At 67.4% G+C, this 12,346-nt stretch carries 11 protein-coding genes and 1 pseudogene; 7 read left to right on the top strand and 5 right to left on the bottom strand.

Translation table 11 applies throughout. The features are described from left to right. The first annotated feature begins 165 nt into the window (after positions 1 to 165). The 5 genes from ACSF8R_RS05545 (at position 166) to mmsB (ending at position 6,201) form a co-directional block, all read left to right on the top strand. A complete protein-coding gene (locus ACSF8R_RS05545; protein WP_434810861.1) occupies positions 166 to 1,185 on the top strand; it encodes a LacI family DNA-binding transcriptional regulator in 1,020 nt (339 codons plus the stop codon). Between the two features lie 173 nt (positions 1,186 to 1,358). Further along, on the top strand, positions 1,359 to 2,093 hold the full coding sequence (locus ACSF8R_RS05540; RefSeq protein ID WP_434810860.1) for an L-ribulose-5-phosphate 4-epimerase: 735 nt from the start codon (positions 1,359 to 1,361) through the stop codon (positions 2,091 to 2,093). Positions 2,094 to 2,177: 84 nt separating this feature from the next. Beyond that, complete coding sequence (chvE, locus tag ACSF8R_RS05535) at positions 2,178 to 3,299, top strand: multiple monosaccharide ABC transporter substrate-binding protein (RefSeq protein WP_434810859.1); 1,122 nt, start codon at positions 2,178 to 2,180, stop codon at positions 3,297 to 3,299. A 126-nt stretch (positions 3,300 to 3,425) separates the two neighbouring features. After that, positions 3,426 to 4,952: a multiple monosaccharide ABC transporter ATP-binding protein gene (gene mmsA, locus ACSF8R_RS05530; RefSeq protein ID WP_434810858.1), complete on the top strand. Its 1,527-nt coding sequence runs from the start codon at positions 3,426 to 3,428 to the stop codon at positions 4,950 to 4,952. A gap of 16 nt (positions 4,953 to 4,968) precedes the next feature. Next, positions 4,969 to 6,201 (top strand): multiple monosaccharide ABC transporter permease, encoded by a 1,233-nt coding sequence (mmsB, locus tag ACSF8R_RS05525; RefSeq protein WP_434810857.1) that lies wholly within the window; start codon positions 4,969 to 4,971, stop codon positions 6,199 to 6,201. Positions 6,202 to 6,227: 26 nt separating this feature from the next. Here mmsB and ACSF8R_RS05520 read toward each other — a convergent pair whose 3' ends face one another. Together ACSF8R_RS05520 and ACSF8R_RS05515 are read right to left on the bottom strand one after the other, a co-directional pair. Further along, the gene (locus ACSF8R_RS05520; protein ID WP_434810856.1) at positions 6,228 to 6,500 is read right to left on the bottom strand and encodes a metal-sensitive transcriptional regulator; all 273 of its coding nucleotides are present in this window, start codon (positions 6,498 to 6,500) and stop codon (positions 6,228 to 6,230) included. After that, entirely contained in the window at positions 6,497 to 8,161 is a 1,665-nt protein-coding gene (locus ACSF8R_RS05515) for an FAD-dependent oxidoreductase (RefSeq protein ID WP_434810855.1), read from the bottom strand. The genes ACSF8R_RS05520 and ACSF8R_RS05515 overlap by 4 nt, the downstream gene beginning before the upstream one ends. A 62-nt stretch (positions 8,162 to 8,223) precedes the next feature. Between ACSF8R_RS05515 and ACSF8R_RS05510 the strand changes: the two genes are divergently transcribed. Next, positions 8,224 to 8,349: a hypothetical protein gene (locus tag ACSF8R_RS05510; protein WP_434810854.1), complete on the top strand. Its 126-nt coding sequence runs from the start codon at positions 8,224 to 8,226 to the stop codon at positions 8,347 to 8,349. Positions 8,350 to 8,358: 9 nt separating this feature from the next. Here ACSF8R_RS05510 and ACSF8R_RS05505 read toward each other — a convergent pair whose 3' ends face one another. Continuing rightward, positions 8,359 to 9,066, bottom strand: coding sequence for a GTP pyrophosphokinase (locus ACSF8R_RS05505; RefSeq protein WP_434810853.1), 708 nt, complete (start codon positions 9,064 to 9,066; stop codon positions 8,359 to 8,361). Between the two features lie 123 nt (positions 9,067 to 9,189). Between ACSF8R_RS05505 and ACSF8R_RS05500 the strand changes: the two genes are divergently transcribed. Next, complete coding sequence (locus ACSF8R_RS05500) at positions 9,190 to 10,062, top strand: siderophore-interacting protein (protein ID WP_434810852.1); 873 nt, start codon at positions 9,190 to 9,192, stop codon at positions 10,060 to 10,062. A 112-nt stretch (positions 10,063 to 10,174) separates the two neighbouring features. On the opposite strand, the pseudogene ACSF8R_RS05495 reads toward ACSF8R_RS05500, so the two are convergent. Next, a pseudogene (locus ACSF8R_RS05495) lies at positions 10,175 to 11,185 on the bottom strand (IS481 family transposase). Between the two features lie 19 nt (positions 11,186 to 11,204). Next, positions 11,205 to 12,323, bottom strand: a complete 1,119-nt coding sequence (locus tag ACSF8R_RS05490) for a hypothetical protein (protein WP_434810851.1) — start codon at positions 12,321 to 12,323, stop codon at positions 11,205 to 11,207. Positions 12,324 to 12,346 lie beyond the last annotated feature (23 nt).

The raw sequence follows: 12,346 nt of genomic DNA, 5'->3' as shown, positions 1-12,346 counted from the left end.
CACAGTGTCGCACGACCGCGATCGGCGCGGTGGATGCCGCCCGACGCATGTGACAGTCACATCGCCGCGTCTGCCGGGGCGCGCTCGGAGTCGTTCCTGCGTCATAATCGCAGGACAGCCCCGTGTGACCGTGCACACGGCGAACGTGCGAAGTGAGCCTCATCGATGAGCGGAGACGTCTCCGGACGACGCCCCAGCATTCGCGATGTCGCGCGCGTCGCCGACGTGTCGCATCAGACCGTCTCTCGCGTGCTCAACGACCACCCGAGCATCCGCGAAGAGACGAAGCAGCGCGTACTCGAGGCGATGGAACAGCTCGCCTACCGACCGAATCGCGCGGCACGGGTGCTCGTGACGAGTCGCTCGCAGACGATCGGCATCCTCGCGGCGTCCAGTTCGATGTACGGGCCGGCGTCGTCGATCGCAGCCATCGAGGCCGCGGCACGGGAGCGCGGGTACTGGGTCAGCACCGCCAACATCGATCCGCGCGACCCGAAATCGATCCCCGAGGGGCTCGCGCACCTGATGGCCCAATTGATCGAAGGTCTCGTGGTCATCGCACCGCAGGCCCGCGTCATCCGGACCCTGGCCGCGCAGTCGATCGACATCCCGTACGTGACGCTGCAGTCCGCCGACCTCGATGTCGACCACGTGCTCAACGTCGACCAGATCGCCGGTGCGCGCATGGCCACGCGGCATCTGATCGACCTCGGGCACCGTGACATCTACCACCTGGCGGGGCCGCAGGACTGGATCGAGGCGGAAGGGCGAATGCGCGGATTCCTCGAGGAGATGAGCGCGCGAGACGTCTCGACGACGGCGCCGATCCTCGGCGACTGGACGGCAGACTTCGGGTTCTACGCCGGCCGCGAGATGCTCGGCATGCGCGACTTCACGGCGGTCTTCTGCTCGAACGACCAGATGGCGCTCGGGTTCGTGCACGCCGTCCACGATGCGGGGCTCCGGGTGCCGCACGACGTGAGTGTGATCGGCTTCGACGACATTCCCGAGGCCGCGCATTTCTGGCCGCCGCTGACCACGATCCGCCAGGACTTTCCCGAGCTCGGCAGGCGGTGCGTCGACCTGCTGCTTGGCCCGTCGGACCCGGCGACGACGGCGCGCAGAGCCCCGATCACCCCCGAGTTGATCGTGCGTGGATCGACCGGCGCACCTGCGTGGCGCTGACCGGGCGCACGCAGCGTCGATCGACGGGTCCATCGGATGCCGTGATCATTCCGTGACCTGACGATGTTGGCGTGCTCGCCGACGATGTGGCTATCATCGCCATGTGAACGGTCACATCGCGTGACCATCGATCGCAGCAGACGATCCCGCACCCAGACGAAGGAGTCGACCCCGTGTCAGGCGAAGCCACCGAGCAGGACCGCTACGTGAGCGGTGTGAAGACCGAGGTGGCCATCGCCCGGGTGCGTGAAGAGGTCGCAGCCCTGCACGCAGAGCTCGTCCGCTACGGCCTCGTGGTGTGGACCGGCGGCAACGTCTCGGGTCGCGTGCCCGGCGCCGATCTGTTCGTGATCAAGCCTTCCGGCGTCTCATACGACGACCTCGCGCCGGAGAACATGATCCTCTGCGACCTCGACGGCAACGTCATCGCGGGCACCCCCGGCAGCGAGCGCGCACCGTCGTCCGACACGGCCGCGCACGCCTACGTGTACCGCAACATGCCCGAAGTCGGCGGTGTCGTGCACACCCACTCCACCTACGCCGTCGCGTGGGCCGCGCGGGGCGAAGAGATCCCCTGCGTCATCACGGCGATGGCCGACGAGTTCGGTGGGCCGATCCCGGTCGGGCCGTTCGCGATCATCGGCGACGACTCGATCGGCCGCGGCATCGTCGAGACGCTCAGCGGGCACCGCTCGCGCGCTGTGCTCATGCAGAACCACGGCCCGTTCACGATCGGCAAGAACGCGAAGGATGCCGTGAAGGCCGCCGTGATGCTCGAAGACGTCGCGCGCACCGTGCACATCGCGAAGCAGGGCGGCGAGCTGATCCCCATGGCCGAAGAGGCGATCGACAGCCTCTACGACCGCTATCAGAACGTCTACGGACAGACCACCGACGACCGCCGGTAGCCCACGGGCACGCGGTCACCACCCCCACAACAGAACACACACCGAGGACCCAGAGACAGCGATGTCCATGGAAAGGAACACACAGTGAACGTGAAGAAGATCCTCTTCGCCGGCGTGGCAGCCGGCGCCCTGCTGCTCGCCGGCTGCGCGAGCGGCACCGGCGGCACCGGTGGCGAGGGCGAAGGCGACGGCGGCCTCATCGGCGTCGCGATGCCCACCAAGAGCTCGGAGCGCTGGATCCAGGACGGGAACGCCGTCAAGGCCGCGCTCGAAGAGCAGGGCTACACCGTCGACCTGCAGTACGCAGAGGACGACATCCCCACGCAGGTCTCGCAGATCGAGAACATGATCACGAAGGGCGCCGAGGCGCTCATCGTCGCCTCGATCGACGGCACCACCCTCTCGGAGGTGCTGCAGACCGCGGCCGACAGCGAGATCCCCGTCATCGCCTACGACCGCCTCATCAAGGGCACCGAGAACGTCGACTACTACGCGACGTTCGACAACGAGCTCGTCGGCAACCAGCAGGCGTGGACGGTGCTCAACGGCCTGGGCCTGACGGATCTCGAGGGCAACCCGCTCGACGACGCGCCCGAGGGTCCGTTCAACGTCGAGCTGTTCGCGGGTTCGCTCGACGACAACAACGCGTTCTTCTTCTTCAACGGAGCCATGGACGTGCTGCAGCCCTACATCGACGAGGGAACCCTCGTCGTCCAGTCTGGCCAGACCTCGATCGAGCAGGCCGCGACGCTGCGCTGGGACGGCGAGACCGCCCAGAGCCGCATGGAGGACATCCTCACGGCGAACTACTCCGACGGCTCGCAGGTCGACGCCGTGCTCTCGCCCTACGACGGCATCTCGCGCGGCATCATCTCGGCCCTCACCGACGCCGGCTACTCGGTCGGCGACGAATGGCCGATCATCTCGGGTCAGGATGCCGAGGTCGACTCGGTCAAGGCGATCCTGTCGGGCGAGCAGTACGCGACCATCTTCAAGGACACCCGTGAGCTCGCGAAGGTCGCCGCCGGCATGGCCGTCTCAGTGCTCAACGAGGAGGAGCCCGAGGTCAACGACACCGAGACATACGACAACGACGTGAAGGTCGTCCCGTCGTACCTGCTGGCCCCCGTGCCGGTGGTCAAGGACAACGTCGAGTCGTCGCTGGTCGACACCGGCTACTGGACGGCCGAGGAGCTCGGCCTCTGATCGGCGACCAGCCCTTCGACGCACAGCGGTGACGCGGCGGCGGCGGGAGCACCCCTCCCGCCGCCGCCCGCATCGCCGCTACGCTCCCCACACAGTCACTCAGTCCCCACGAGGAAGTCGGCGAACGTGAACGACAACATCCTGGAGATGCGCGGCATCACCAAGACCTTCCCCGGCGTGAAGGCGCTCTCGAATGTGAACCTCGCCGTGCAGCGCGGCGAGATCCACGCGATCTGCGGCGAGAACGGCGCCGGCAAGTCCACCCTCATGAAGGTGCTGTCGGGCGTCTACCCGCACGGCACCTACGACGGCGAGATCATCTACGCCGGCGAGAACGTCGAGTTCCGCAACCTCCGCGACAGCGAGGCCAAGGGCATCGTCATCATCCACCAGGAGCTGGCGCTCAGCCCCTACATGTCGATCGCCGAGAACATCTTCCTCAACAACGAACGCAAGGTCGGTGGGCTCATCGACTGGAATCAGACCAACCACGAGGCCGCGAAGCTGCTCAAGCGCGTCGGCCTGCGCGAGAACCCGACGACCAAGGTCAACCAGATCGGCGTCGGCAAGCAGCAGCTCGTCGAGATCGCCAAGGCACTGTCGAAGGAGGTCAAGCTCCTCATCCTCGACGAGCCGACGGCCGCCCTCAACGACGAGGACTCCGACCACCTGCTCGACCTCATCCTGAGCCTTCGCGAAGAGGGCATCAGCTCGATCATCATCAGCCACAAGCTGAACGAGATCAAAAAGGTCTCAGACACCGTCACGGTCATCCGCGACGGCAAGACGATCGAGACGATCTCGAAGACCGACGTGACCGAAGACCGCATCATCAAAGACATGGTCGGCCGCGACCTCGAGCACCGTTACCCCGACCACGAGCCGCAGCTCGGCGAAGAGCTGCTGCGCGTCGAGAACTGGACCGCGCATCACCCGCAGGACCCGACCCGCGTCATGGTCGACGACGTCTCGATCACGGTGCGCGCCGGCGAGATCGTCGGCATCGCGGGCCTCATGGGCGCCGGGCGCACCGAGTTCGCGATGAGCCTGTTCGGCCACTCCTACGGGTCGCGCATCTCGGGCAGCGTCTTCATGCGCGGCAAGCCCATCAAGACGCGCACCGTCTCGGAGGCGATCTCCAACGGCCTCGCCTACGCCACCGAAGACCGCAAGACCTACGGGCTCAACCTCATCGAGGACATCAAGCGGAACATCTCGATGGCATCCCTGAAGAAGCTCGAGCGCGGCGGCCTCGTCGACGACAACGAAGAATTCAAGATCGCCAACGAGTACCGCAAGAGCATGAACATCAAGGCGCCGAGCGTCCTCGCCAAGACCGGCAAGCTCTCCGGCGGCAACCAGCAGAAGGTCGTGCTGTCGAAGTGGATCTACTCCGACCCCGACGTGCTGATCCTCGACGAGCCCACCCGCGGCATCGACGTCGGCGCCAAGTACGAGATCTACACGATCATCAACCGTCTCGCGGCATCCGGGAAGGGGATCATCGTGATCTCGTCCGAGCTGCCCGAACTGCTCGGCATCTCCGACCGCGTCTACGCGCTGTCGGAGGGCCGCATCACGGGCGAGCTGCCCATCGAACAGGCCACCCCCGAATCCGTCCTGAAGCTCATGACCATGGAGAAGCCCCGCTGACGGGCAGGAGAACGACATGTCGAACGACACCCTCACCCCCGACACCTCCGCAGGCGGCGGCGTCAACCCGGCCGAGAACCGGTTCACGCGCTGGCTGAGCCACGTGCTCAGCGACCTCGGCAAGAACGGCATCTTCATCGCGCTCATCGCCGTTGTGGCGCTGTTCGCGATCCTGACCAACGGCATCCTGCTGCGGCCGCAGAACATCTCGAACCTGATCGTCCAGAACGGCTACATCCTGGTGCTGGCGATCGGCATGGTGATGATCATCATCGCCGGCCACATCGACCTGTCGGTCGGGTCGGTCGCCGCCTTCATCGGTGCCGTCTCGGGCGTGCTCGCCGTCAAGATGGGGCTGCCGTGGTGGCTCGCGATCATCCTGTCGCTGCTGATCGGCGCCCTCGTCGGCGCCTGGCAGGGATTCTGGGTCGCGTACGTCGGCATCCCAGCGTTCATCGTGACGTTGGCGGGCATGCTGATCTTCAGAGGGCTCGCCCTCGTCGTGCTCGGCAACGCGAACATCGGTTCGTTCCCGACCGAATACCGCGCGCTCGGCAACGGCTTCTTGTCGGGGCTGTTCGGCGAGACGGATCCAGACGTGTTCACGCTGCTCATCGGTGCCGTCGCGATCGTCGCGCTCGTCGTGCAGCAGGTGCGCACGCGCGCCGCCCGTCAGAAGTACGACCAGGAGGTCGAGCCCTTCGTCTGGTTCGTCGTCAAGCTCGCCCTCATCGGCGTCGTCATCGCGTGGTTCACGTGGGCGCTCGCCTCGTACAAGGGCATCCCGGTGACACTCATCGTCCTTGCCGTGCTCGTGATGGTCTACGGCATCGTCATGAACCGCACCGTGTTCGGCCGTCACGTCTACGCGATCGGCGGCAACCGTCACGCGGCTGAGCTGTCGGGCATCAAGACCCGTCGCATCGACTTCTGGCTGTTCGTGAACATGGGCGTGCTGGCTGCCCTCGCCGGCCTCATCTTCACGGCGCGACTGAACCTCGCCGGCCCCAAGGCCGGTGACGGCTTCGAGCTCGAGGCGATCTCGGCGGCCTTCATCGGCGGCGCCGCGGTGCAGGGCGGTGTCGGCACGATCGGCGGCGCGATCATCGGTGGCCTCATCATCGGTGTGCTCAACAACGGCATGTCGATCATGGGCATCGGCATCGAGTGGCAGCAGGCCGTCAAGGGGCTCGTGCTGCTGCTGGCCGTCGCGTTCGACGTCTACAACAAGCGCCGCAGCGGCCACTGAGGCACCGCGCGATTACCGCCCCGCGGTCAGGCGAGCGAGAGGAACAGCTTCTCGAGCTCGGCGACCGTGGGGCGGCCGTCGTCGGTCTCGGTCTCGTCGTCGGTGAGGCACTCCTGCATGGCGTGGGCGATGATCATGAATCCCGCCCGGTCGAGGGCGGAGCCCACGGCGGCGAGTTGGGTGACGACCGCGCGGCAGTCCGCATCCGCCTCGACGGCGCCGATGACGGCGGCCAGCTGACCCTGCGCGCGTCGCAGCCGGTTGATCACGGCTTTGCGGGTCGTCTCATCGGTGCTCATGCGCCGACCTCCTCGCGGATGCGATCCGCGGCACGTGCGGAGGTGCCGGCGAGCCAGGTGCGGTAGCCGCCGTCGAGGTTGACGGCGTCGATGCCGTGGCCCGCCAGCAGGCGTGCGGCGGTGTGGCCGCGCTGGCCGACCTGGCAGTGCACGACGAGCCCGCCGTGGGGGAGTTCGGGCAGTTCGTGCAGGCGGTCGCGCAGCTCGTCGACGGGGATGTTGATCGCGCCCGGAATGGCTCCTGCGGCGAACTCTCGCGCCGTGCGCACGTCGATGACGGGGCGTTCGTCACCGGCGAGTTCGTGCCACTGGATGCTGCGGCTCGACCCGGCACGCAGATTGTCGGCGACGTAGCCGACCTGGTTGATCGGGTCTTTGGCCGACCCGAACTGCGGTGCGTAGGCGAGCTCGAGCCGGGTCAGGCCCGATGCGGTGATGCCGCCGGCCATCGCGACGGCGATGACGTCGATGCGCTTGTCGACCCCGTCGCGGCCGACGATCTGCGCGCCGAGGATCGCGTCGGTGTCGGCGTGGACGAGCAGTTTGATCGACATGCCCTGCGCGCCCGGGTAGTAGGTCGCGTGCGAGGCGGGGTGGGTGTGGACGATGCGGTGGGGGATGCCGGCGGCCACCAGTTGCTGTTCGCTCCAGCCGGTTTTGGCCGCAACCATGCCGAGCACGGCGACGATGCTGGTGCCGAGGGCGGGCGTGTTGCGCTCGTCGCGACCCGCGATGATGTCGGCGACGGTGCGGCCGTGCCGGTTGGCGAGTCCTGCCATCGCGATGAGTGCGGGTGCGCCGCCCACCGCGTCGACCTTCTCGACCCCGTCGCCGACGGCGAACACGTTCGGGTCGCTGGTGCGGTTGTCGTCGTCGACGGCGATGCCGCCGGTCGCGCCGATCGCGAGGCCCGCGGCGACGGCGAGGTCGGTCGCGGGGCGGACGCCGGTGGCGTCGATCACGAAGCGTGCCGTGATCGTCGTGCCGTCGCTGAGCGTGACGCCGTCGGCGGTGACGGCCGTGACCACGGTGCCGGTGCGCACGTCGACGCCGCGTGCGAGCAGGTGCTCGTGGATGGGCTGCGCCATTTCGGGGTCGAGTGGTGAGAGCACGTGCGCGCCACGCTGCACGAGGATGACATCGAGGCCGCGTTCGACGAGGTTCTCGACCGCTTCGAGCCCGATGAACCCGGCGCCGGCGACGATGACAGGCCCGCTGGCCGCGGTGTCGTCGAGCAGTGCCGTGATCGCGTCGACGTCGTCGATCGTCCGCAGTGTGTGCACCGGCACGCCGGCGTCGGTCGGCAGGGTGCCGCCGGCGGCACCTGTCGCGATGATGAGGTGGTCGTAGCGTTCGATCTGTTCATGCCCGGTCTGCGTGTGGCGGACGGTCACGGTGCGCGCGTCGCGATCGATCGCCGTGACCTCGTGGTGCACACGGACGTCGAGCCGGAAGCGCGCGCCCAGGGACTTCGGGGTCTGCAGCAGCAGACTGCTGCGGTCGGTGATCGCGCCGCCGACATAGTAGGGGAGGCCGCAGTTGGCGAACGAGACGTACGGCCCTCGCTCGAGCACGACGATCTCGGCCTGTTCGTCGAGCCGGCGGAGTCTCGTGGCGGCCGACATGCCTGCGGCGACGCCGCCGATGATGATGGTGCGCATGTCCGCTATTATACCCCTGGGGGTATGTTGAACGCCCCGCCGACGACGAAAGAAGATGCCCCATGTGTTACCCCGTGACCTGCCCGACCTGCGGCAAGACGACCTGGGACGGCTGCGGTCAGCACGTCGACAGCGTGCGCGAGCAGGTGCCCGCCGCGCAGTGGTGCGAGGGCCACGCGGCGCGCTGAGCGCCCGCGTCAGACGGCGGTGAGCCTGGGCGATGCGCCCGGCTCGCCGTGCAGTTCGCGGTGCAGCCGCTCCATGCGCGCGTCGAGTTCAGCGGCGGTGCCTGCGGCATCCGTGAGCTCTGCCAGGAGTCCCGCGGGCACGTCGCCGTCGTACTTGTAGTAGATCTTGTGCTCGAGGCTCGCCCAGAAGTCCATCGCGATTGTGCGGAACTGCACCTCGACGGTCACCTCGACCCGGCCCGACGACAGGAACACCGGAATCTGCACGATCGCGTGCAGGCTCTTGTACCCGTTCGCCTTCGGGTGCGCGATGTAATCCTTCACCTCGAGCACCGTGATGTCGTCCTGCTGGGTCAGCAGGTCGAACAGGCGATACGCGTCCTTCACGAAACTGCATGTGACCCGCACGCCCGCGATGTCGGTGATGTGTCGACGGATGCTGTCGAGGTCGGGTTCAACGCCCTTGCGCACGACCTTCTCGACGATGCTGTCGGCCGACTTCACACGGCTCGAGACGTGCTCGATCGGGTTGTAGTCGTGCATCGTCTGGAACTCGTCGCGGAGAATGCCGATCTTCGTCTCGACCTCGCGCATGCCGAAGCCGTATTCCATGAGGAAGCGCTGGAACTCGTCGCGCATCGCGCGCAACTGCTCCGGCGAAAAGGTCGCCGCTCCCGCTCCGGTCGTGACGGTCAGAGACTCCGGCGTCGCACGCATGCTCCGAACGTACCCGCCGCCGTTCTGCGGTGGCTGTGAATCACGATCCGCACGACTGTCTTGCACGCCGCTCGGCCCGCGCAGTGGGCGTGATCTGATGGACTGTGGGTGGAGGAATCACCCATGACGACAGTTCCCGCGGCATCCGCACCCGCCGGCCGCGCCCGCGGTGCGCAGACCGTGCTCGAAGTGGTCGCCACCGAACAGCTCACGCCGCACCTCGTGCGCGTGCACCTCGGCGGTCCCGGCTTCGCGGCGTTCGTCACCGGCGCCGACCCCGCCAAGCTCGCGCTCACCGACAAGTACGTGAAGCTGCTGTTCGCCGACCCCGCGCTCGGCCTCGAGCCGCCCTACGACATGGAGGCGCTGCGAGAGACGCTGCAGCCGCACCAGATGCCGACGCGACGCACCTACACGATCCGATCGGTCGGCCCGCAGTCGCTCGCCATCGACTTCGTCGTGCACGGCGACGAGGGCATCGCGGGGCCGTGGGCTGCGCGCGCCGTCGTCGGCGACAAGATCGCCTTCAGCGGTCCCGGCGCACAGTTCGCACCGCGCCCCGAGGCCATCGAGCGGCGCTACCTGGGTGATGACTCGGCCATCCCCGCCCTCGCGGCCGCGCTCGAAGCCCTCCCCGCAGACGCGACGGGAATCGCACTCATCGAGGTGGACAGCGCCGCCGACGAGGTCGACCTCCAGGTGCCCTCCGGCATCGAGCTCACGTGGCTGCACCGACGCGGCGACGACGGCGAAGTCGCGCCGTACGGGCAGCGGCTCGTGGATGCCGTCGCTGCGCTGCCGGCACCCGACGGCCCCGTCGAGGTGTTCGCCCACGGGGAGCGCGAGGCGATGAAGCGATTGCGCCCCATCGTCAACGGTGAATGGGGTGTGCCGCGAGCAGACCTGTCGCTGTCGGCGTACTGGGCGTTCGGCCGCGCAGAGGACACGTTCCAGGCCGAGAAGCGCGCGCCCGTCGGGCAGATCTTCGAGGACTGACCGCCCAGACCCCGTGGTCGTTCGGGGTGCGCGGCGCCGACTGCCGACCGAAGCCGAGTGGGAGGCCGACTGGTTCCGCACCGTCGCGCTCGGCGCCGGGCGCCCGCGACGGCTAGCTGTAGGAGGCCAGGACGTTGTTGACGCGTGCCGGAGTTGCGGATGCGGGCGGCTGTCCTTTATGAGCGCCGTGGGGTCGGTGGTAGTTGTAGTGGCGGTTCCAGGCGTTGAGTGCGGTGGACCGTTCGGCCTCTGAGTGCCAGGTGCGGGCGTAGAGGAATTCTTCGGCGAGGATTCGGTTGTAGCGCTCGATCTTGCCGTTGTGCCGTGGGGTGTACGGAGTGATGCGCTGGTGTCTGCTCGTGCCCACCGCTTCGCGGAACGCGTTCGCTCGATAACAGGCGCCGTTGTCGGTGACGATCCGCTCGATGGTCAGGATGCCATGGCGGGCGAACCATTCACGGGCGCGGTCGAGGAAGGCGACGGCGGTGGCGGCCCTCTCATCGGGCAGCGCTTCGGTGTAAGCGAGGCGCGAATAGCCATCTATCGCGGAGTGCAGGAACACGTAGCCGGCTTTGGTGCCTCGGGTCTTGGTTCGAGCGATTGCTCTGGCCTGCTCGCTGTGCTTCCCGTGGACACGCCACCCACCACCATCGGGGATTCGGCCGACCTTCTTCACGTCGACGTGGATCATGTGTCCTGGCCTCTCGGCCGTGATCCGTTGCGGCTGGCGGTTGCTGTCGCCGTTCGGGTCGATGAACCTTCGTCTGTTCAGGCCGAGCTGCGCGAGCAGCCGGGTGACGGTGCGCCGACTGACTGGCGTTCCGGCTTGATGAAGCTCGTGCGAGATCCGGGACGCTGACCACTTGCCCTCTCGGCGCATAGTCTCGATTCGATCGATGAGACGGCCGGGTGTGGCTGTCGATTGCAGCGTCGGCGCCGATGAACTGTCGAGGAGGCCGATGTCCCCCTAGCGCCGGTATCGATTGACCCATTTGGATGCGGTCGCTCGGGAGATCCCCATCTCGGCCGCGACGTGCGCGATGGGGCGTGTTCGGCAGCGTTCGACAAGTCGTCTCCGCCCTTCTGGGGAGAGCGGGGCGTTGGAGTGCCCGCGGTTTGCCACGATGATCCGATTCCGACGCTCAGATCAGTTCCATCACCGGCCCCTCGTGTACGGCCCGGTAGATATCGTTGCGGATCTTGTTTGCCTCATCGGAGGTGAGGGTGCGATCGATGGGTCGCAGCACGATCCGTAGCAGCACATTCACCTGCCCGGCGCGGGTGTCCAAGCGGGTCTGAGCGGCCTCGGGGAGCTCGTCGTGCGGGGTGCGGCTGAGCACTTCGACGGACTCGATCACGTCGGCGTCGTCGCCGAGCGCTGTGCGGATCCGATCACCGAGCGTCTCGTCGTCCTCATGCTCCCCGAGGACGACGGAGATGTCGCGGCGGGTCGCGGGCAGCGGTGAAACGTGCTGCCAGGGCTCGAGTGTGAGCATTTGCTCCGCGATCCGGGGCTCTGCCGCCCGGAGGTACCGGATGTCGGGGATGGACTTTCGCAGCATGAGGGCTCGCTCCAACCCCATGCCCAGCGCGAGCCCGGACCAGTGAGCGGGGTCGAGGCCTGAGCCGCGCAGCACGTCGGGGTGGATGCGTCCGCACTCTGCGAGTTCCAGCCACTCACCGTTGTGGAGCACGTCGATCTGCCGGCCACCGAGCGTGTACGGGTGGGTGACGTCGGTGACTGTCCACTCGGCGCCGGGGAGCACCGCCTCAACCAGCTGGCCGATCATCGTGAGCATGTCGCCGTCGTCGATATCCGGCGCGCTACAGATGCGCCACAGATCCACTTGATGCGGTTCGCCGACGTGGCTGCGGTCGACGACGTCACGTCGGTAGACGAGGCCAGGGGCGACGATCAACTCGTCGACGTCGGCATGCCCCGCGTAAGCGTCGAGCGCGGAAGGGAGCTTCGCGCTCGTGTGACTGCGGAGCATCACCGTCGGGCTGATGTAGCGGGTGTATCGCTGCGCCCGGGTGACGTCGCCGGGTTCGTAGCCCAGGCGATCGTAGTTCTCCCGGACGGGCACAATCGGGGAGCTGCGCACGTAGCGGACGGTGTTGCCCCACGTGGACTGAAGCGCCGAGACGACCGCATCGAGGAGGGCTTGGATGGCGTGCGTGCCCTGCGCGGGATCGGTCAGATCACGCATCGTCAGTGCGCGGTGGAGCTGGTCAGAAGTCAGATAGTCGGCATGCGACATGAGAGGGTCTCCGTTTGGTTGAA

It is taken from the genome of Microbacterium sp. bgisy189 (assembly GCF_965345345.1).
Taxonomy (GTDB): Bacteria; Actinomycetota; Actinomycetes; order Actinomycetales; family Microbacteriaceae; genus Microbacterium.
Note: the sequence above shows the minus strand (reverse complement) of the source record. Positions and strands in the feature narration are given on the sequence as shown.